The following is a 20,880-nucleotide window of genomic DNA, read 5'->3' as shown; positions in this document are numbered from 1 at the left end:
CTCTCCATCACCATATTTCTAACGGTCGTGAATTTTTACTCTCGCCATATTCGTATACTTCACTTACAAATTCTCCAAGCCGAAAAAACAGCCCGGTACAGGGGCAGGCGGAAAGAGGAGAAGGCTTGTGGCCCTGGCACCTGCGCCGATCGCGACCGAGAATCGATGCGAAGACCATGCGCGCCCGGTCACGCAGGGCGTCGCATCTGCCTATTCCATGACGGCGGCCTATTGGGCCTTGTTCGTCATCATCCTGGCGACGTTCGTGACATTTTTCGAACAGGTCGTGTTCGCCATGCTGGCCGAACGGATAAAGGCGGATTTCGGCCTTTCCGATTCGCAGCTCGGCTTTTTGGCGGGGCCGGCGAGCATTGTCTGTTATCTGTTTGTCGGCATCCCGCTAGCTCGCCTCGCTGACATCTTTCCACGCAAATTCGTGCTGGCGGGCGGGGTCGCGGCCATCGGCGTCATTACCGCGCTGGGCGGTGTAGCGCAGAGCTTCACCCAATTTGTCGGTACGCGGGTGTTTTTGGCGGCCGGCGGATCGGCGCACGCGCCCGCATCCTATTCGCTACTGGCCGACGCATTCCCCCCGCGCATCCTGACCCGCGCATTTGCGTTGCTACAATTCGGCTTTATCGGCGGTACCACGCTGGGGCCAATCATCGGCGGAATGCTGATTGGCGTGGCGGCGGGATGGGCGCCGACGGTCCATGGCGGCTTTACCATATTGGGCTGGCAATGGTTGATGATCTGGCTGGGCCTGCCTGCGTTGCTGGTCGCGCTGCTCTTTCTCACGATTAGGGAACCGTCACGTCAGGCAGCCCCCCTCGGCAGCATCATGCCGCCGGCCCACGCACCGCTTGGCCGTCGTATCCTGACATTTACCGGGCTGGATGCAGCCAAGGCGATCCATGCCAAGCGCCGAGTTTATTATCCGCTGTTCGCGGGTCTTGCACTCAGCGCGATCGAGGTATTCGGGCTGCAATTCTGGCGGGTGCCGTTCATGATCCGCACCTATGGCTGGAATGAAGCGCAGATCGGTGCGGTCATGGGATCGATGACCTTGGTCGCCTCGCTGCTGGGATTGCTGCTGGGCGGGATATTCGTCGAATGGCTGGCGAAGCGTCATGCCGACGCCAATGTGCGGGCCGCCGCCATCTTCTTCGGGTGTGTGACCGTCTGCGCCATTCTCGCGCCACTGATGCCCAATGGCTATGCCTCGCTGGCTGTTTCGAGTCTTGGCGCGGTTTTCGGTATGGCGGGGGCCGTACCTCAAAACGCCGCGATCCAGCGCGTTGCGCCTAACGCCATGCGGGGTCAGGTGACGGCCATCTATTTGTTCATGTTTACCTTTTTTGGCGCGATGGGCAGCTTCCTGGTGGGGTTGGTACAGGACAATCTGGTCGGTGATCCGACCCAATTGTGGAAGGCGCTGGTGATGACCGCCAGCGTGCTTTTGCCGATCGCTACGCTCTGCATGGTGCGCGCCATCCGGCCCTATCGCGAAGAGGTAGAAAGGATCGCCGCGCAGGCAATCTGAAGCCTGGTTTCTGTAAGCATCACATACAAAATGGAGAGTGGAATGTCTGACGTGGATCGTATCGCAAAACTCGAACAAAGTGTCGCCAGCCTCTCCAGCCGCCTGCAACGGCGGGAAGATGAACTGGACGTGCGCAAGCTCCAATATCTGTACGGCTATCTGATCGATAAATGTCTGTATAACGAGACGGTCGACCTGTTCACCGACGACGGAGAAGTGCGCTTCTTCGGGGGCATCTGGCGCGGCAAGGAAGGGATACGCCGCCTTTATGTAGAGCGATTCCAGAAGCGTTTTACGCATGGCACGAACGGACCGGTCGACGGCTTCCTGCTCGATCATCCGCAATTGCAGGATATTGTCGACATAGCCGAGGATGGCGTCACCGCCCATGCCCGTGCCCGGTCGATGATGCAGGCCGGGCGGCACAAGGATCATTGTGACCCAACCAATCCGATGCTGGGGCCGCGCCAATGGTGGGAAGGCGGAATATATGAAAATACGTATCGCAAGGTGGATGGCATCTGGCGGATCGCGGTCCTGAATTATCTGCCCCAATGGCACGCCGATTTTGAAACCGGCTGGGCCAATACAAAGCCGGAATATGTCCCTTTCCCCAAAGAAGTCTATCCTGCCGACCCGACCGGTCCCGATGCGCTGATCGAGGATGCCTGGCTGTGGCCGACGCACAAGGTCGTCCCTTTCCACATGAAGCATCCCGTGACCGGGCGGGAGATTGTGGCGGAACGCTGGCAAGGCGATATCGATCGCGAACGCACAGCCCGTAGCGCTGTGAACGTCTAATCTCCATGACCTATCCAGAGCTATATTTGATGATCGATGGCCAGCGCGTCAGTGGCGGGGGTCGGCGAACGCACAGCGTCGTCAATCCCGCCACAGGCGATGTGCTGGCCGATTTGCCGCTGGCCAACGCGGAAGATCTGGATGCCGCCTTGGCAGCGGGTCAACGCGGCTTCCTGCGCTGGCGTGACTCCACGCCACAGGAGCGCTCAGCGGTGTTGCAGGGTGCGGCAAGGCTGATGGTCGAGCGGCAGGAACAGCTCGCTCGGACTGCAACACTGGAACAAGGTAAGACGCTGGCCGAAGCGCGCATCGAAGTGATGATGAACGTCGGCCTGTTCAATTTCTATGCGGGTGAAACTTTTCGCCTTTACGGCCGCGCACTCGTGCGTCCGGCAGGTCAGCGATCGACCGTGACGAAGGAGCCGGTCGGCCCGGTCGCCGCTTTTGCCCCGTGGAATTTCCCGATCGGCAATCCCGGACGCAAGCTGGGCGCGCCCATCGCGGCGGGATGCTCGGTGATATTGAAGGCAGCGGAGGAAACGCCGGCGTCCGCGCTGGGCATATTGCAATGTTTGCTTGACGCTGGCCTTCCCGGCGATGTCGCACAGACCGTGTTTGGCGTGCCGGACGAAGTGTCGCGCCACTTGCTATCATCGCCGATCATTCGCAAGATGAGCTTCACCGGATCGACCAGCGTAGGCAAGCATCTGGCCAAGCTGGCGGCGGACGATTGCAAGCGCACGACGATGGAACTGGGCGGCCATGGCCCGGTATTGATCTTCAACGATGCCGATCTTGACCGTGCGCTTGATACGGTGGTTGCAGGCAAATATCGCAATGCCGGGCAGGTCTGCGTGTCACCGACCCGTTTCATCGTGGAATCAGGGGTTTACGATCGCTTTCTAACAGGCTTTGTCGAGCGGGCGGAGAAGATCGTCGTTGGTGACGGTCTGGCCGATGGCAGCATCATGGGGCCTATGGCCAACGCCCGGCGGCTTGACGCAATGGACCGGCTGATCGGTGACGCGGTGGAGAAGGGCGCTTGCCTTGAAACCGGCGGCGCGCGGATCGGCAATGCGGGCTATTTCTACGCGCCCACGGTCCTGTCGGGCACGCCGCTGACTGCGGCGATCCTGAACGAGGAGCCGTTCGGGCCAGTGGCTCTTATCAATAGCTTCCCCGACGAAGTTGCGATGATTGCTGAAGCGAACCGCCTGCCCTACGGCCTTGCCGCCTATGCCTGGACCAGCGACGCCGCCCGCCAACGTCGGGTCGCGCGCGCGATCGAAGCGGGCATGGTGGGGATCAACACTGCGATGATCGGCGGGTCTGACGCGCCATTTGGCGGCGTCAAATGGTCTGGTCATGGCGCGGAAGACGGGCCGGAGGGCATTGAAGCCTGTCTGGTTACCAAAGCCATCCATGAAGGATAATCCATGACGCATGACTTAAAAACCGGCGGCGATCGCGGCTATCTGCGCATCGCGACCGAGGAGGCTTTCGCGACACGAGAGCAGATCGACGCCTATCTGCGCATGGTGCGCGATGGCAGTGCGGACCGGGGCATGACCTCGCTCTGGGGTTTTTACGGACAGTCGCCTTCACCACGCGCTACCGAGATTATCGACCGCCTGCTGGATTTGAGCGATCGGCGGCTGGCCGATATGGATGCGACCGGCATAGACGTCGCCATCCTGTCGCTCACATCGCCCGGCGTGCAACCGTTGCTGGACATGAGCGAGGCCAAGGCGATGGTCAGCCGCGCTAATGATCATCTGGCTGACCGCTGTGCCGCGCACCCGACACGCTTTGTCGGCATGACATCCATCGCGCCGCAAGACCCGGATTGGTCGGCTGCCGAAATCCGGCGCGGTGCCCGCGACCTTGGCTTCAAGGGCGTTATGGTCAACAGCCATACGCAGGGTGAATATCTGGACGATCCCAAATTCAATCCGATCTTCCGCGCACTCACGGAAACCGGCCAGCCGCTCTATATCCACCCTTCCACCCCGCCCGACGCGATGATCGGGCCGATGCTGGATGCCGGGCTGGACGGCGCGATCTTCGGCTTTGGGGTGGAAACGGGTATGCACCTGCTGCGCCTTATCACCATCGGCATTTTCGACCGCTATCCTGATCTTCAGATCATCGTCGGTCATATGGGGGAGGCGCTGCCCTATTGGCTGTATCGGCTGGATTATATGCATCAGGCGGGCGTGCGTTCGCAACGGTACGAACGGATGATGCCGCTCAAGAAGACAATCCACGACTATATGCGCAGTAATGTGAGCGTCACGACCAGTGGCATGGCGTGGGAACCCGCCATTCAGTTCGCCCAAAAGGTGCTGGGGGAAGATCGGGTCCTGTACGCGATGGACTATCCCTACCAATATGTGCCGGATGAGGTGCGCGTCCATGATCTGCTGGACATATCCGACACGGCCAAGCGCAAGCTGATGCAGACGAACGCACAGCGTCTGTTCAGCCTGTGAGTTCGGGCGTCCCGCCTCGCAGCACGGCCTATTATGCGCTGGCACTGGTGGCCGCGACCAACATGGTCAGCCTGCTCGACCGCAACATCCTTGCTATACTGGCCCCCTCCATCAAGGCGGATCTGGGCATTGGCGACGCGGAGATGGGACTGCTCTACGGCACGGTGTTCGCGCTCTTCTATGCGCTCTTCTCCTTGCCTTTGGGTCGTCTGGCCGATGGCTGGATCCGCACGCGGCTACTGGCAACGAGCATCAGTTTCTGGTCGATTGCGACCGCCGGGGCGGCTTTTGCAGGGGGCTTCTTCACCCTGATGCTGTCCCGTCTGTGCGTCGGCATCGGCGAAGCGGCCGCCCAACCGGCTGGCACGAGCCTGGCCTATGACTATTTTCCCCAGCAGCGCCGCGGTCTGGTCATGGCTGTCATCGCCGCTGCCATAGCCCTCGGCCTTGGCGGGTCGCTGATCATCGGCGGCGTTGCCGCGCAATGGTGGGACGCGCGCTATGTCGGCGGCGGCGCCCCGCTGGGGCTGGCGGGCTGGCAATTTGCCTTCGCCATCGCCGCCGCGCCCGGCTTCATCATCGCCATCCTGATGGCCAGGCTGAAGGAACCACGGCGCGGTGCCATTGACGGCATCGCGAGCCCACCCGATCCCCACCCCTTCCTCGCCAGCTGGGCCGTGTTGGCGGCCGTAACGCCTGGCGTTCATTGGCTCAGCCTCCGACGCGCGCGCGCCAGTTGCCGGGAATGGGCGCTCAATATTGGGCTGCTCGCCATGATCATCCTCGCTTCACTTGGCGCCATGCACGCTGCGGAATTGGTATCGCCACGTCCGCCCTTGCTGCTCGGCGGCTTTTCGATCAGCCCACATGTCGTGCAATGGAGCGTCATTGGCTTTGGCGCCTTCGTCATTGCCAATCTGCTACAAAATCTCAAACGGCGCGATCCCGTTGCTTTCACCGTCATTACTGGAAAGCCCTCGCTGCTGCTCTGCATCGCTGCGGGCGCGCTGCAATGTGTGATCAACTATGGCGTGATGGGCTTTACCCCGTCGTTCCTGATGAAGACCTATGACCTTTCGCCTGCGATGACCGGCATGCAATTTGGCCTGCTTTCGGCAGGTTTAGGGGTCGTCGGCCCGCTAATCGCCGGTCCCCTGTCCGATCGCATCGGCGCACATCGCCTTTCACGCCGCGTTTGGGTCGCATTATTTGCCATGGGCGTGTCGCCGTTCGTTGCGCTCTGGGTCTATCGCGCGCCCGATGCAGGCGATTTCTACCTGCGCTTCACCCTCTACAGCCTGATCCTGACGATGTGGATGCCGCCAATCTATGCGTTGATGTTCGAGCAAGTACTGCCCCGCATGCGGGGGCTGACGGTCAGCCTTTATGTCGTGGTCTCGACCATCTTTGGCCTGGGGACTGGCCCCTATGTCGTGGGCATGATCAGCGACGCGCGGGGCGGCGATCTGGGCGGCGCGATCCTGGCGATCAACTGGGTCGCACCGCTGATCGTCATCCTGCTGCTGATCATCCTGTTCCGGGTCGAGCGCGACCATGCCAGCCTGCTCCCCCGCGCCCGTGCGGCGGGGGAGCCGGTATAGTCCCTAAGCCGCCAGTCCGATCTGATCGGCATTTGCCCAGTTGCCGTGCAGTCCAAATCGCAGGCGGATGGGTACCCGGATCTCCGCTATCGGTCCCTTGGCGATGTCGGTCGCATCGAACAGCAACAGGTCGGAGCGATGTTCGGCCAGACGATTGCACACCATGACGATCCAGCCGTCCCCCTCCGGCGCGTCGGCCGATCGCGGGATGAAACATGGCTCCTGGAGCGACGACACGGGTCCGCACCACCATTTTTGTTCCTTGCCCGTCATATGATCGACCATGCCCAGCGTGTTCATGATCATGCCCCCGGCGCTGCCGCCTTTCAATTCGACCGGCTGGGTGGGATCAATCACCAGCATCCAGCCATAGCGATAGGGCAGCCCGGTGAAGCGGTCGTCAATACGCGGAAATTCACCGATCATGCCCGTCAGTCGCTGCGTTCCGGCAAAGGCATCACCATTGGACGCCATGTCCACGGTCCAGCGAGTCAGGAAACTTGCGGCCTCCTGCGGATTGAACGGCGCACCGTGGATGTCAGGGAAGAAGGGAAACATATTGTTCTTCGCCTCTGGCGTGTCGAAATGGATTTTCGTCCCCTCCTGAAATGCGTTCATGACATGGCTGGCGAAGCAGTTGTCGCGCTTGAACCAGCGTATGTCGGCGGCGGTTGCATCGGCGCGGCGAGGTAATACGCCAAGATAGACCGGCAGCGTCGTATCAAACCCGAAATGGGGCAGGCCCTGTTCCAGCCTTTCCCAACTGGACGTGCTGGGAACGACATGGAACAGGGCATAATTTGGCGTAATCGCGAAGTCATGCATCATCGCATAATAGGGAAGCTCGAACCAAAGCTCCTGTTTCAGCGTCCCGTCCGGCGAAACGACATAATAGGTCATATCGCGAGTCAGCACCCCCTTAGCCGCATAGCCAAACGCGATCATGTCGCCGGTTGCCGGGTCAATCTTGGGGTGGGCGGTAAAGGTCTGGCCGGTCATCGCGCCGCCAAAGCGGGTATAGCCGTCCGTCTCCAGCGTTGCGGGGTTCATCGCCAGCGCGGGGCTGTCCTCCTTCAGCGCATAGAGTTTGCCGCCATGGATGAAGGCGGTGGTGTTGGCCGTGCCGCGTATTTTTCCGCTGACGGACTCATCATCGGTCAGCGGGTTGCGATAGGCGCCGAACAACGCCCTCCCCGCTTCATGCTCCAGTCGCCATTTGTCGGTTTTGGCCCAGCGCTGGCGGAAATCGACCCGGCCATCCTGGAACCGGAACATGGTGATCATGCCATCGCCGTTGAAAGCAATATCATCGCCCAGCCGAGGCGGAAATTGCGGGTCGGGTTGGACCCGATAAAAGGCTCCGTCCAGTTCGGGCGGCACCGTCCCGATCATGTCCAGGTCCGCAATGTCTGCCTCGATCCGCGATGGCGTATTGAAGCCGGTGAAGGAAGGCGTTTCGGGGAAATGCGCCACAACTGATCCTCCGCTTATGATTCTTCACCTTATTGTATGTGACACACACATATATTCAAGTTCCAGGATTGACGTAAAAGCCTTTAGTCTGCACACTGTTACTATGAATACCATGAATAAGGATCTTGATCCGCTCGCGCTGTTCCCTGACCCCCGCCTCAGCGGCATCGACGGTCTGGTTGGATTCCATATCCGGTTGGCGAGCGCGGCGGTCTATCAGCATTTTACCGAAACATTCAGCGATCTGGGGCTGACCCAGAAACAGGTCGCGGTGCTCTGGCTGATCCAGGATCAACCCGCCATAGCGCAGGCAGATATTGGTCGGCGGCTGAAAATGGACCGGGCCAGCGTGATGGCGATCGTCAACCGGATGCAGGATCGCGGCTTCCTAAAACGCGGAGAATCCAAGCAGGATCGCCGTCGCCAGACGCTCAGCCTGACCGATGCTGGTCGCGAGTCGCTGGCGGCGGCCCGCAATTGCATTGCTGAACATGAAAACTGGCTAAAAGCCCGGTTCAGTCCAGCGGAAACCGCGATGCTCGTGGAATTGCTTCGCCGCGTCTATGTCTGACGGGTCAAAACCAGAGGCAAGGTTTATCAAAGAGTTGCCAACAGGCCTAACTCCAGCCTGTTACTGCTAATAACACCAACATAGATACCAGTATTATTTGCGATCTCCCAATATTGTCAAATATTGGGTCAATAGTTGTTGCGGGGCCAAAGAGGCTCTTGCAACGTCGAAATTTGTATGCCTTACTAACAATCGACGCACAGCAGCGTCACAGGCGGGTCACGTCCGGGCAGGACGGATCTCAAGCCAGTTTTGGAGAGGGGGTTCCCCATGCAGTACGTGCTTCGTACCACGATGACGCATGCCTTGTTGGCATCGGCATCAATCCTTGCCATCACGACGCCGGCATCCGCGCAGTCTTCGGCTCCTCCGCCATCGGCGCCGCAGGCCGCTGAACAGGATGCACTGTCGTCCGCCATGGTTGCCGACATTGTCGTTACCGCCCAGTTCCGCGAACAGCGGCTTCAGGATACGCCGATTTCCATCACCGCCGTCAGCGCGGCAGAATTGGAGGCGAAGAGTCAGGTCAATCTGGCCCAGGTCGCGGATGCATCGCCGAACGTTTCGCTCAAGCCCCAAGGCGCGTCTTTTGGTCCGTCCATTTCCGCATCGATCCGCGGTGTGGGGCAGAATGACTTTAACCCTGCCTATGAACCAGGCGTCGGCATCTATATTGATGATGTCTATTATCCTCAACTGACGGGCGCAGTGTTCGAGTTACTCGATCTCGATCGGGTTGAGATATTGCGCGGGCCGCAGGGTACCCTTGCCGGGCGCAATGCCGAAGGTGGCGCAATCAAGCTCTACTCAAAACGCCCGTCGGGAGACGGTGGAGGCTTTGTCGAGGTCAATTACGGTATCCGTAACCGCATCGGCATCCGCGCAGCGGCGGACTTTGGCATTACCAGCACCCTGTCGGCGCGCATTTCCGGTGTGGCACGGCAGCAGGAGGGGTTCGTCGATCGTATAGACTATGGTTGCGCCAATCCGGGCAGCGGTATCGCATCGACCCAACCTGCGGGCGACTGCGTTATCAGCAAGCTGGGCGGTGTTGGCTATCAGGCGATCCGTGGCATCCTGTTCTGGGAACCGAGCGACAGGTTCGATGTGACGATCATCGGTGACTATACCCGCGACGAACATACGATTGCTGGCGAAGTGCTGCTGGAAACCAGCACGGTCAATTCACCCAACACCAATCCGGCGTCAGGCATCCCCTATGACAATCGGTTCATATGCGGTCGCTATTGCAACTATATCGGCACTGGTCAGCCCGCAGGCGTCTGGACGCCGCCGATCCCGGTCGATCCTTTCGGTGCCGCTGGCACGCCGCTGGCCGCGACGCAAGGGACAGACCGCAGCCTTTACCAAGGTTGGGGTGTGTCGGGCCAGATCAATTACAAGCTGAGTGACGCTTTCGCGCTGACCTCCATCACCGGCTATCGGGCGTTTGATACGCAATTCGATTCCGATGATGACATCTCCCCTGCCAATATCGGCTTTGGCCGCAATTATCTGGAAAACTGGAGTTTCAGTCAGGAAGTCCGGCTGAATGCCGAATTGGGCGATACGTTGAACGGAACTGTGGGCGGCTATTATTTCAAGCAGAAGTCGACCTATGATTCCCTTCAGGACATTCGCTATGTCCCGGTCTATCCGCTCCAGTTCCGCCAGCCCGATCCGACCAAGGCCGACGCCAAGGCCGTTTTTGCACATTTGTCGTGGAAACCGATGGAGCGGATGACGATCAGTGGCGGGGTAAGATATACCAGCGAGTCAAAAGATCAGACCTATTTCCGCCTGAACTATGACGGCACCGTCAATGCCTTTCTCGACCCGGTCGGCGCTGTATATGGGCTGAGTTATTCAGGCGCGGACACACTGGATTATAATCGCAACGGCAATGTCACTGAAATCGTGACGGCATTGTCCGGATTGACCGCCCACTATAGCGCAAAGCGTTGGGACTATCGGATCGCGGCCGATTATCGCTTATCGGATCATGTCATGGTTTATGGGTCGGTTTCCACCGGCTTCAAGGGTGGCGGGAGCAACCCGCGTCCGTTCAATACCGACCAGGTTATCGCCTTCCAGCCAGAAAAGCTCATCGCTTATGAAATCGGCTTCAAGAGCGATATGTTCAACCGTCGTCTGCGCTTCAATGCCGCCGCGTTCATCAACGACTATACGGACATTCAAATCCCGGTGCTGACTTGCCCCGGCGCTCCTTGCGCTGCCCGCCTCAATGCCGGCGACGCGCAGGTCAAGGGGTTCGAGGCGGAACTGACAGCCTATCCGGTCGATGGCCTCGCGATCGACGCATCGATCAGCTATCTCGACTTTAAATATAAGGCGGGCAGCCTTAGCCCGGCGGCGGCCTATCCGACCAATCCGGGCGGCGTTTCGGCTGACGATCCGCCAGTATCGCCACCCTGGAAGTTCAGCCTGGGCGCGCAATATAAGATCGACCTCGATAGCGCAGGCAGCCTGACACCTCGTTTCGACGTCACTTATGAGGACAAGAAATATGCCGGTTCCTCGGTAATCGGCACCACCCGCAACCTCAATTTCGTGCCAGCCTATACGCTCGCCAATGCGCGCTTGACCTGGGCAAACGCCGACAATGACCTCGACATATCGCTCGAAGTCACCAACCTGTTCGATAAATATTATTTCCTGTCAGTGTTCGACCTGCGCGGCGCAGGCGCGGGCGTGCGCAAGGGGCGCCCTGGCAACCCACGCGAATGGGCGATTTCGGTCAAAAAGAAATTCTGATCCCCGCCTGACCGGGCGGTCTCGCGCCGCCCGGTCTTCTGGACCATGGAGACATTATCGGCATGACCGACGTTACCCTCTACCATTGGGAACCCAACGCCAATTCGGGCAAGCCGATGCTGGCGCTGTTTGAGAAAGGCGTGGCGTTCGACAGCCATTATCTCGACCTGTTGAATTTCGACCAGCACAAGCCGGATTATCTGGCGGTCAACCCGCTCGGCACCATTCCTGCGATGACCCATGGGCAGCATGTGCTGACCGAATCCACAGCGATCATGGAATATGTCGATGAGGCGTTCGATGGTCCCCGCCTGATGCCGGTCGACCCGGTGGATCAATGGCGCACGCGGTGGTGGATGAAATTTCTCGACCAATGGCTTGCCCCCAGCTTCTCGATGATCGGGTGGAGTGTGTTCGTTGGTCCTTCCGTGCGGCAAAAGGACCCCGCCGAACTGGAAGCGGCGATCGATCGCATTCCGATGCCGGAACGACGCATTGCCTGGCGCAAGGCGATCAACGGCGCCTTTTCGGCGGAAGAGATGGCCGAATCCCAGCGTCGTGTCGCTCTTGGCATCACCTATTTGGAACAGGCATTGGGCCTGCGCGATTGGCTGGCCTCCAACAGCTATGGCCTGGCCGACATTAACGGCTTCAATCTCGCTTACGCCATGCCACTGTCGCAGCCGCAATTATGCAATGACGATTTGACCCCCAATATCATGCGTTGGCTGCGCGCCATCTACGCGCGCCCCGCGACGCGAGCATGCTGGGCGCTGGGGCGCACAGACCTCGCCCGCCGTATCTCCCTGCTTGAAAGCGAACCAGCATGACGAGGATTCTTTACCACGGCCAGCCCAATGGCCCGTCCTTCACCGTTCTGGCAGCCGCATTCGAGAAGGATGTGGCGCTGGACTTGCGGGAGTTTGACCTGGTCGCGGGCGATCGTCACGCGCCCGCCCTGCCCCATCCAATCGAAGTCGACCAGTCCATCGAAGGCGAAGGGCCAGTCTTCATTGTCGATGGCGTTGCGATGACCGACAGCGTGTTCCTGGCTTGCTATCTCGACGAGATTGGCAGTGGTCCGGCGCTGCGCCCGGCCGATCCCTATGCCCGCTGGCAAATGATGGCATGGTGCCGCTATGTCATAGAGCGCGTTGCCCCTGCCGCGGCCTGCCTGGGTGTCGCCGCACACCCGCCCGCCGCTGTTCCTGCCGGGATCGCCAGCGCGGATCTGGAGCAACGTTGGCGCGATGCGGTGGAAGGTCGCGCTGACGAAGCCCGACTGGCCGACAGCCGCGTAAAGATTGCCCAGGCGGTCGAGAAACTGGAAACGCAACTGGCCGATGGTCGCGATTGGCTGATGGGTGATTTTTCCATCGCCGATCTGGAAACCCATGCCTGGTTGGCTGGCATGCGAAGCATCGTTCCGGAAGCCTTTGCCGCGTCACCATTGACTAACGCCTGGGAAATCCGATTGCGTGCCCGCCCGGCGGTAGCGCGTGCGCTAGGCCTTGCCAATGTTGCGCATCCCGAAGCGATCTGGGCGCCTGGCCCGGAGATTAACCGCTGGGGCTGAAACAATGCGTGCGATCGACTATTTCGACCGGGGCCATGACATCGACCCCGATCATGCCTGCCTGATCGACGCGGCGAGCGGCGAAACGCTCAGCTTCGCGCAGGTCAGCAAGCTGACCCGGCAGATCGCAGTAGCCCTCTACGCTGGGGGATTCCGCAATCAGGAACCGATCGCACTTTACGGTCCCAACAGCGCTGCGATGATGGTCGCCCTACTGGCGATTTGGCGCGCCAATGGGCAGTGGGTGCCGGTCAACACCCGCAACGCGATCGACGCAAACGCCGCTTATCTCGACTATGTCGGCTGTAGCTGGTTATTCTATCACAGCAACCAGTCCGCCGACGTGATGCAACTCAAGGCGCGCGTGGCGGGACTTCGGCATTTCATCTGCCTTGATCGCGCGCAGGATGGCGACCTATCGCTCGACCAGTTCATTGCCAAAGCCGATGGTGACGCCCTGCCCGACCTGTCCGATCCGTTCGGGCGTCCCCACGATGTCGTCGGTCTCTTCCCTACCGGCGGCACGACTGGCCCGTCCAAGGGCGTGGTCGTCACCAACAGCGGCTGGGGCACGATGATCGAAACGGTCGCCCAGGCGGTCGATGGACGCACCACCGCCCCTGTGTCGCTGGTGGTTGCCCCCATTTCGCACGCTGCTGGCCCGGTCGCGCTGGCGACCCTGTCGCTCGGCGCAACGCAGATCATACTTCCCGCTTTCGATCCCGCCGCCGTGCTGAACGCGATCGCTGCGTACCGTGTGACCCATGTCTATATGCCGCCAACCGCGCTATATGGTCTGCTCGACGCGCCCCAACTGGCGGACGCCGACACCTCGTCGCTCAAGATTTTCCTGCTGGTCGGCTCGCCCGTTTCCCCGGAAAAACTCCGGCGCGCGGTGGAGATTTTCGGTCCATGCCTGTGTCAGGCCTATGGTCAGGTGGAAGCACCTATGATCGTCACCTGGCTCTCACCCGAAGCCGTGGCAGCGGCGGCCGCAGGGGATCGGCCGGAACGACTTTCCAGCTGTGGTTCGCCTACCCGTTCGGTCATGGTCGGCATCATGGACGATGACGGGCATTTGCTGCCCAATGGAGAGGCAGGCGAACTGGTGGTGCGCGGCGCGCTTGTGTCGCGCGAATATTATGCGATGGCACAGGAAACTGCCGACATCCGCACCTTTGGCTGGCATCATACGGGCGACATCGCTCGCCGTGATGACGACGGCTTTTATTATATTGTCGATCGCAAGAAAGACATGATCGTGTCCGGTGGCTTTAATGTTTTCACCGCGGAAGTGGAGGCCGCGATCACCGAACTGTCCTTTGTGCGCGAATGCGCCGTCATCGGCATCCCCGACGCAAAATGGGGAGAAGCCGTTCATGCCGTTGTTGTTGCCGATGATATTGAGGAAGCTGTCATCATTGCCCACGCCAAGGCCCGGTTGGGCGGCGTAAAGGCACCTAAAAGCGTGGCCTTTGTCGCCGCCATTCCACGGACGGCGGCGGGGAAAATGGACAAAAAAGCTTTGCGCGCGGCCCATTGGTCGGGCGAGCGCATGGTGAACTGAACGACGGGTGAAAACATCCGCGAGAATGAAGGACGGGATGAGCATGCGGGTTGCAGTCTGGGCAATGACGATCGGCAGTCTGGCGCTGGCCGCCTGTAGCCAGGGCAATGGCGCAACGGGCGTCGGTGGCGTTGACGCGGCGCGGATCATTGCCGCCGCGCCCGCGCAATGGCTCTCGACCGGGCGCACCTATGACGAGCAGCGTTTCAGCCCGCTGACTACGATCAATCAGGATACGATCGGCAGGCTGGGCCTGGACTGGTTCGCTGATCTCGATACCAATCGCGGGCAGGAGGCGACGCCTTTGTTTATCGACGGCGTGCTCTATGTCTCGACCGCATGGAGCATGGTGAAGGCCTATGATGCGCGTACTGGCAAGCTGCTCTGGTCGTTCGACCCGGCTGTGCCGCGCGAAACATTGGTGAAGGCCTGTTGCGACGCGGTCAATCGCGGCGTGGCGGCGTGGGGCAACAAGATTTTCGTCGGCACGCTCGACGGGCGTCTGATCGCCATCGACCGCGCAACCGGCAAAGCGGTCTGGAGCGTCGTCACGCTGGACCAGAGCAAGAATTACACCATTACCGGCGCGCCGCGTGTCGTGAACGGCATGGTCATCATCGGCAATGGCGGCGCGGAATTCGGGGCGCGTGGCTATGTCGCGGCCTATGATGCGGACACGGGCAAGGAGCGCTGGCGATTTTACACTGTCCCGGCCCAGCCCGGCACTGAAAAGGAACCGGACTATCTGAAGAAGGCAGCCGCCACATGGCATGGCGAATGGTGGAAGCAGGGTGGTGGCGGCACGGTATGGGACGCAATGGCCTATGATCCGGAGCTGGACCTTCTCTATATCGGCGTCGGCAACGGATCGCCCTGGAACCAGGCCTATCGGTCGGATGGGAAGGGCGACAACCTCTATCTTTCGTCTATCGTCGCAGTCCATGCCCGGACAGGGCAATATGCCTGGCATTATCAGACGACGCCGGGCGATAGTTGGGACTTTACCGCCACTCAGCATATCATGCTCGCCGATCTCGACATCGGTGGTGCGAAGCGCAAAGTGTTGATGCAGGCGCCCAAGAACGGATTTTTCTACATGCTTGACCGTACCAACGGGAAGCTGCTGTCGGCGAAGAATTTCGTGCCGGTCAACTGGGCCAGTGGCATCGACATGACGACCGGGCGGCCGATCGAAAATCCGCAAGCGCGCTATTACAGGACTGGACAACCCTTCATCGGCTCCCCCGGCCCAACCGGCGCGCATAGCTGGCACCCGATGGCGTTCGATCCGAAATCCTCGCTGGTGTTCATCCCCGCCAACCTGGCCGCCTTCCCCTATATTCCCGAAAAAGGCTGGAAGGCCAACAAGTTGGGGTTCAATGTCGGCATCGATTTCGCTGCCGCCGCCATGCCCGCTGACAAGGCAACACGCGAGGCGGCGATGAAGGCGACAAGTGGCGCGCTGATCGCTTGGGATCCCGTTGCGCAAAAGGAACGCTGGCGCGTGTCCTATAAAGGACCATGGAATGGCGGCCTGCTCGCAACCGGCGGCGATTTGGTGTTTCAGGGCACGGCTACCGGAGAGTTCAACGCCTATGCCACCAGGGACGGACGCAAGCTCTGGTCCTTTCCGGCGCAAACCGGCATCGTAGCAGCTCCGATCAGCTATGAACTGGACGGGCAGCAATATGTCGCGGTCATGGCGGGGTGGGGCGGTGTCTGGGCTTTGGCGCCGGGCATTCTGTCGGACAAGAGCGGGCCGAGCCGCAATATCTCGCGTCTGCTGGTGTTCAAACTGGATGGCAAGGCGGCTCTGCCCCCTGCCCCGCCACTGGCCAAAATGCCGCTTGATCCGCCGCCATCGACAGCCAACGCTGCAACGATCGCAGCAGGCGGCGCGCTATTTGGCCGCTATTGCAGTGTTTGCCATGGCGACGCGGCGATTGGCGGCAGCATTGTCCCTGACCTGCGCCATAGCGGCATGCTGAACTACGCTGACATATGGGGGCAAGTCGTGCATGACGGCGCGCTCAAGGATAATGGCATGGTCAGCTTTGCATCGATCCTGTCGGCAGCGGAAATTGAAGACATCCGCGCCTATGTCATCCACCGCGCCAACGAAGACAAGATATTGGAATCCGCCCATGCCGATTGATCCATCCAAAATCCTGGCCATCGACGTGCATGTCCATGCCGAGGTGTCCTGCCATGATCCGGAGGACCCGGTGATGGCCAAATTTTTCGATGCGGCGTCGACCTATTTCAAGGCGGATCGCAAGCGTCCGACCATTCCCGAAACCATCGCTTATTATCGCGCGCAGAATATCGCCTTCTGCCTGTTCACGGTCGATTGCGAGAGTGGCATCGGCGCCAAGCGGATCAGCAATTATGAGATTGCCGACATTGCCGCGGAACATGACGATATCGTCATTCCCTTTGCATCGATCGACCCGCGCAAGGGCAAATTCGGCGCGCGGGAGGCGCGCGATCTGGTCGAACATCATGGCGTCAGGGGATTCAAATTTCATGGCATCATGCAGGATTGCCACCCCGCCGACCGGGTGGCCTATCCCATCTATGAAGTGATCGCGGAACATGGATTGCCCGCCATCTTCCATACCGGCCATTCGGGCATGGGCACGGGAATGAAGGGCGGCGGCGGTGTTCGCCTGAAATATGGTCAGCCGATTCTGGTCGACGATGTCGCGGTCGATTTTCCCGACATGAAGATCATACTGGCCCATCCCAGCTGGCCATGGACCGACGAAAGCCTGTCGATGGCATTGCACAAGGACAATGTGTTCATGGACCTGTCGGGATGGTCGCCAAAATATTTCCCCAAGCAGGTGATCCAATACGCGAATACGCAACTAAAGCATAAGATGCTGTTCGGGTCGGACTGGCCGCTTATCCGACCGGAGAAATGGATCGATGCCGCGCGGGCGGCGGGCTTTCGCGAAGACGTGCTGCCGCTGATCATGAAGGACAATGCGGCCAAGCTGTTGGGACTGGGCTGAAGCGTAGATCTCGATCGCTATATTGTTACAGAATTAAGTCAATCAATGTCATATAGCTGTCATTCAATCGACATAAACGCCCCCCGGACAGACGAGGGGCGAGCGAATGATCGGATCGAAACATTTCCTGATAGGCCTGGCGGTCAGCCTGCTGGCGTTGATGCCGCAGGCGGCGCAAGCCCAGACGGTAGAGCAGTTGCAAGCGCAGATCGACGAGCTCAAAGCCCAGGTTCAATCGCTGATGACGGCCCTTGCTGCGAACAAGAACCAAGCAGCGCAGGTACCGCCGCAGTCTGCCGCGCCCACCACGACACCGGCCCCGGCTTCCACTGTGCTGGCATCGGCCCCCGCACCGACCCCTGCTGCCAAAGCGGGCAAGTCCAAGGCCTGGTATGACCGGTTGACCCTGCGCGGCTATACCCAGATGCGCTACAATGCCTTCCTGTCCGGCGATGACAGTGCGCCTGCTGGCCAGTCGCGGCTGCGTTCCGTGCATGATAGCGGGATTTCCGATCGGGGCGGCTTCTCGCTGCGTCGTGTCCGTCTGGTCATCCAAGGGGACGTTTCGGATCGCGTCTCGCTCTATCTCCAACCCGACTTCGCTACCGCCGTCAATAATCAGGCGGGCGGCGAAAGGCGCGAGGGCTTTGCCCAGTTGCGCGACGCCTATGCCGACATTTTCCTCGACAAGGCCAAGACATTCCGCCTGCGCTTTGGCCAGTCGAAAGTACCCTATGGCTGGGAAAATATGCAGTCATCGTCCAACCGGCTGACACTGGACCGCAGCGACGCGATCAACAGCGCGGTTCCGGGTGAACGGGATCTGGGTGTGATCGCCTATTACACCCCGCCTTCGGTTCAGAAAATCTGGGATGATCTGGCCGATGACGGGCAAAAATTGTTCGGTAATTACGGCGCTTTCGGCATCGGTGTGTTCAACGGTCAAGGCATCAACAAGACGGAACAGAATCGCGGCCTGATGAAGGTCGCGCTGGCGACATGGCCGTTCGAAATTGGCGACCAGGTCGTCGAATTTGGTGGATCGGCCATGATGAACGACGTCCAGCCCGAACTGCGCAGCGGCGGCGTAAGTCCCGTCACCTACAAGGACAACCGCGTTGGGCTGCACGCCATGCTCTATCCCAAGCCCTTTGGCATCCAGGCCGAATGGAATTGGGGCAAGGGGCCGGAATATGATGTCGCCACCCAGTCGATCCAGACGAAGAACCTCCAAGGCGGCTATGTTCAGGCGATGATGCGTCTGCCCACGGAAGGTCTCGGATCGTTGATGCCCTATGGCCGCTGGCAGCATTATCGTGGCGGATGGAAAGCCGGGACCAACGCTCCGCGTCTGGAAACCGACGAATTTGAACTGGGGCTGGAATGGCAACCATGGAAGGCGCTGGAAATCACCATGGCTTATGCCCGGATGAAGCGCGCTGAAGCGGACGAACGCCGCACCGGCCGCGCCGAAGGCAATCTGATCCGCACCCAGGTTCAGTGGAATTACTGATCAGTCGCTGATCCAAAAAGCTGACCGGGCTAGCCCCTTCTCGCCCGGCCAGAGGCACATGATGTTCAATTGGCGACAGTTTCCTTCGCTGTGCGCCGCGCGAGTTGTGCGTTGAATGCAGGATTGGACAACAGGAAACCAATTTCCCTGGCGCGTGCCTGATTGACGGTTTCCTGTGGCATCGATGCCATGATCGCATCAAAGCGCGACTGCATACCCGGCGCAAATTCCGGGTGGGTCAGTATATAAAGGTCATTTGCGCGGATGCCCGCGAGCACCCGCTCACCCACTTCGTCCGCGCTCATCCAGAGCGGTGAGACGGGGCGCTTTTCCAGTTCTTCCTCGCGCTCACGATAACCGCTATCTTCACGATATTCCGCGGGCCGCAATTCGCCGCTATGGGCGATATTGCTCTGCACCGGCCCCGGCATGAATGCCGATACGCCGATATTCTCTGCCGCGAGTTCCCCACATATGGCTTCGGATATGCCCAGCACAGCCGCCTTGGCCGCGGTGTAAATGGCCGAATAATTGATTGGAAGAAGGGCCGACTGGGACGATGTCGTGACGATCTGACCGCCCTCGCCATGCGCCTTGATCCGGGGAAGGATGGTGACGAGGCCGTTGATTACTCCGCCTAGATTGACGCCCATGCCCCAATCCCAATCGTCAAAGCGTGCTTCCAGTACCGGCCCCATGACGCCGACTCCGGCATTGCCGACCAATATATGGATTTTCCCGAATCGTGCCTCCGCAGCATCGGCCGCTCGCGCGAAAGCAGCCCGATCCGTAACGTCCAACTCCACCGTTTCGACCTGCTGGTCTGCCGCCAGGTCGGCTTTGGCTGCGGCCAAGGCACTCTGCCGAATATCGGCGATCACCACATTGGCCCCGGCGCGCACCAGCGCGCGCGCTATGCCAAGGCCGATGCCGTTCGCGCCGCCGGTAATGAAGGCCGTCCGCCCCCGCACATCGGCCATCGGTGCTGTGATTGCCTGCATCATTTCCCTCTCCTCATTGTTTCAGGCCAAGCATTGCGCGAGTCTCTCCGGCGCTGGCGATATCGCCGCCCATGCGCTCGACCATTTCCACGCCCCAGCGCACCAGATCGGCATTGTCAGCCGCCAAACGTCCACGCCGCAGATAGATGGTGTCTTCAAAGCCGACCCTGACATTGCCGCCCAGCAGCACCGATTGGGCCGCCATCGGGAAGCTGTGGCGGCTGACCCCGAAGCCCGTGAACGGCGTGTCGCGCGGTATCTGGTTTCTGGCGTAGAGCATCGCTTCGGTCGTGGCGGGCAGACCATATTTGGTCCCCAGTACGAAGGTGAAGGGCGCGTTTTTCGGAATCGCGCCCTTGGCCATCAGATCGTCGGCAAAGACGAAGTCCCCAGCCTCGAAACATTCAATCTCTGGCAAGACGCCGGCATCCTGGATCATATGACCCATGGTCGTGATCATCGGGTCGAGGTTGATCGCGACGCCGCCCCAAAGCTGCATGGTGCAAATGTCGAGCGTGCACATGTCCGGTTTCAGGTCCAGAATATGCTCCAACCGTCGTTGCGCCGTGAACATCAGGGTGCCGGGGCCACAGACCGCGGGATCATCATCGCTTTGCATCCAGGTGCAGCCAGGACCGGTCGTGACGTTCAGGATCACCTCGTCATTCTTCGCGCGGATGAGGCCTACCACCTCGCGATAATCGTCCAGCGCCTGTGATGGATCGCCGGTTTCGCGGTCTCGCACATGCAAATGGATGATCGCCGCGCCAGCCTGCGCCGCGGCCAGCGCTTCGGCCGCGACATGATCGGGCCGGAACGGGAAATTGGGATGATCGGGCATGGGTGAGCTTCCCGTCACCGCGCAGGTCAGAAATAGCTTGCCAGCCAACCGCACTCTCCTGTCTTGTGTCGGGCATGTCGCCGACCCTTGAACAGGGGTCTTGCAGAGG

At 60.2% G+C, this 20,880-nt stretch carries 16 protein-coding genes; 13 read left to right on the top strand and 3 right to left on the bottom strand.

Annotated features, from left to right (window positions below; translation table 11 throughout):
• The first annotated feature begins 127 nt into the window (after positions 1-127).
• From IWY39_RS22565 to IWY39_RS22545, 5 genes are read left to right on the top strand one after another with little or no spacing between them, the layout of a single operon-like run.
• Positions 128-1,543: an MFS transporter gene (locus tag IWY39_RS22565; RefSeq protein WP_107124603.1), complete on the top strand. Its 1,416-nt coding sequence runs from the start codon at positions 128-130 to the stop codon at positions 1,541-1,543.
• Positions 1,544-1,585: 42 nt separating this feature from the next.
• Positions 1,586-2,344, top strand: a complete 759-nt coding sequence (locus IWY39_RS22560; RefSeq protein WP_107124602.1) for a nuclear transport factor 2 family protein — start codon at positions 1,586-1,588, stop codon at positions 2,342-2,344.
• 5 nt (positions 2,345-2,349) lie between these two features.
• Positions 2,350-3,777, top strand: coding sequence for an NAD-dependent succinate-semialdehyde dehydrogenase (locus tag IWY39_RS22555; RefSeq protein ID WP_107124601.1), 1,428 nt, complete (start codon positions 2,350-2,352; stop codon positions 3,775-3,777).
• 3 nt (positions 3,778-3,780) lie between these two features.
• A complete protein-coding gene (locus tag IWY39_RS22550) occupies positions 3,781-4,836 on the top strand; it encodes an amidohydrolase family protein (protein ID WP_107124600.1) in 1,056 nt (351 codons plus the stop codon).
• Entirely contained in the window at positions 4,833-6,437 is a 1,605-nt protein-coding gene (locus tag IWY39_RS22545; protein WP_107124599.1) for an MFS transporter, read from the top strand. The genes IWY39_RS22550 and IWY39_RS22545 overlap by 4 nt, the downstream gene beginning before the upstream one ends.
• Positions 6,438-6,440: 3 nt before the next feature.
• On the opposite strand, the gene IWY39_RS22540 is transcribed toward IWY39_RS22545, so the two are convergent.
• Positions 6,441-7,910, bottom strand: a complete 1,470-nt coding sequence (locus IWY39_RS22540; RefSeq protein WP_107124598.1) for a carotenoid oxygenase family protein — start codon at positions 7,908-7,910, stop codon at positions 6,441-6,443.
• Between the two features lie 103 nt (positions 7,911-8,013).
• Between IWY39_RS22540 and IWY39_RS22535 the strand changes: the two genes are divergently transcribed.
• The 8 genes from IWY39_RS22535 (at position 8,014) to IWY39_RS22500 (ending at position 18,929) form a co-directional block, all read left to right on the top strand.
• On the top strand, positions 8,014-8,481 hold the full coding sequence (locus IWY39_RS22535; RefSeq protein WP_017182442.1) for a MarR family winged helix-turn-helix transcriptional regulator: 468 nt from the start codon (positions 8,014-8,016) through the stop codon (positions 8,479-8,481).
• A gap of 270 nt (positions 8,482-8,751) precedes the next feature.
• Positions 8,752-11,256, top strand: coding sequence for a TonB-dependent receptor (locus IWY39_RS22530; protein ID WP_229380625.1), 2,505 nt, complete (start codon positions 8,752-8,754; stop codon positions 11,254-11,256).
• Positions 11,257-11,318: 62 nt separating this feature from the next.
• A complete protein-coding gene (locus IWY39_RS22525) occupies positions 11,319-12,086 on the top strand; it encodes a glutathione S-transferase family protein (protein ID WP_107124596.1) in 768 nt (255 codons plus the stop codon).
• Positions 12,083-12,832: a glutathione S-transferase family protein gene (locus IWY39_RS22520; protein WP_107124595.1), complete on the top strand. Its 750-nt coding sequence runs from the start codon at positions 12,083-12,085 to the stop codon at positions 12,830-12,832. The genes IWY39_RS22525 and IWY39_RS22520 overlap by 4 nt, the downstream gene beginning before the upstream one ends.
• 4 nt (positions 12,833-12,836) lie before the next feature.
• Complete coding sequence (locus IWY39_RS22515; protein ID WP_107124594.1) at positions 12,837-14,399, top strand: AMP-binding protein; 1,563 nt, start codon at positions 12,837-12,839, stop codon at positions 14,397-14,399.
• Between the two features lie 37 nt (positions 14,400-14,436).
• Positions 14,437-16,554, top strand: coding sequence for a PQQ-dependent dehydrogenase, methanol/ethanol family (locus tag IWY39_RS22510; RefSeq protein ID WP_196871718.1), 2,118 nt, complete (start codon positions 14,437-14,439; stop codon positions 16,552-16,554).
• Positions 16,544-17,416: an amidohydrolase family protein gene (locus IWY39_RS22505; RefSeq protein WP_086486366.1), complete on the top strand. Its 873-nt coding sequence runs from the start codon at positions 16,544-16,546 to the stop codon at positions 17,414-17,416. Before IWY39_RS22510 ends, IWY39_RS22505 begins: the two co-directional genes overlap by 11 nt.
• A gap of 106 nt (positions 17,417-17,522) precedes the next feature.
• Positions 17,523-18,929: a porin gene (locus IWY39_RS22500; protein WP_107124592.1), complete on the top strand. Its 1,407-nt coding sequence runs from the start codon at positions 17,523-17,525 to the stop codon at positions 18,927-18,929.
• A 65-nt stretch (positions 18,930-18,994) separates the two neighbouring features.
• Here the strand turns inward: IWY39_RS22500 and IWY39_RS22495 are convergent, their stop codons facing one another.
• Together IWY39_RS22495 and IWY39_RS22490 are read right to left on the bottom strand one after the other, a co-directional pair.
• Positions 18,995-19,933: an SDR family NAD(P)-dependent oxidoreductase gene (locus IWY39_RS22495; RefSeq protein WP_107124591.1), complete on the bottom strand. Its 939-nt coding sequence runs from the start codon at positions 19,931-19,933 to the stop codon at positions 18,995-18,997.
• A 10-nt stretch (positions 19,934-19,943) separates the two neighbouring features.
• Positions 19,944-20,825, bottom strand: coding sequence for a 3-keto-5-aminohexanoate cleavage protein (locus IWY39_RS22490; protein ID WP_229380624.1), 882 nt, complete (start codon positions 20,823-20,825; stop codon positions 19,944-19,946).
• Between the last annotated feature and the right edge of the window lie 55 nt (positions 20,826-20,880).

It is taken from the genome of Sphingobium sp. JAI105 (assembly GCF_015752145.1).
GTDB classification, from domain to species: domain Bacteria; phylum Pseudomonadota; class Alphaproteobacteria; order Sphingomonadales; family Sphingomonadaceae; genus Sphingobium; species Sphingobium xenophagum.
This window is presented reverse-complemented; position numbering and strand designations above follow the sequence as displayed.

Bases quoted from the DNA above. Each gene is read 5' to 3' on its own strand.
- IWY39_RS22560 (WP_107124602.1), top strand. From the start codon at position 1,586: ATGTCTGACGTGGATCGTATCGCAAAACTCGAACAAAGTGTCGCCAGC.
- IWY39_RS22555 (WP_107124601.1), top strand. From the start codon at position 2,350: ATGACCTATCCAGAGCTATATTTGATGATCGATGGCCAGCGCGTCAGT.
- IWY39_RS22550 (WP_107124600.1), top strand. From the start codon at position 3,781: ATGACGCATGACTTAAAAACCGGCGGCGATCGCGGCTATCTGCGCATC.
- IWY39_RS22535 (WP_017182442.1), top strand. From the start codon at position 8,014: ATGAATACCATGAATAAGGATCTTGATCCGCTCGCGCTGTTCCCTGAC.
- IWY39_RS22530 (WP_229380625.1), top strand. From the start codon at position 8,752: ATGCAGTACGTGCTTCGTACCACGATGACGCATGCCTTGTTGGCATCG.
- IWY39_RS22525 (WP_107124596.1), top strand. From the start codon at position 11,319: ATGACCGACGTTACCCTCTACCATTGGGAACCCAACGCCAATTCGGGC.
- IWY39_RS22520 (WP_107124595.1), top strand. From the start codon at position 12,083: ATGACGAGGATTCTTTACCACGGCCAGCCCAATGGCCCGTCCTTCACC.
- IWY39_RS22515 (WP_107124594.1), top strand. From the start codon at position 12,837: ATGCGTGCGATCGACTATTTCGACCGGGGCCATGACATCGACCCCGAT.
- IWY39_RS22510 (WP_196871718.1), top strand. From the start codon at position 14,437: ATGAGCATGCGGGTTGCAGTCTGGGCAATGACGATCGGCAGTCTGGCG.
- IWY39_RS22505 (WP_086486366.1), top strand. From the start codon at position 16,544: ATGCCGATTGATCCATCCAAAATCCTGGCCATCGACGTGCATGTCCAT.
- IWY39_RS22500 (WP_107124592.1), top strand. From the start codon at position 17,523: ATGATCGGATCGAAACATTTCCTGATAGGCCTGGCGGTCAGCCTGCTG.
- IWY39_RS22495 (WP_107124591.1), bottom strand. From the start codon at position 19,933: ATGATGCAGGCAATCACAGCACCGATGGCCGATGTGCGGGGGCGGACG.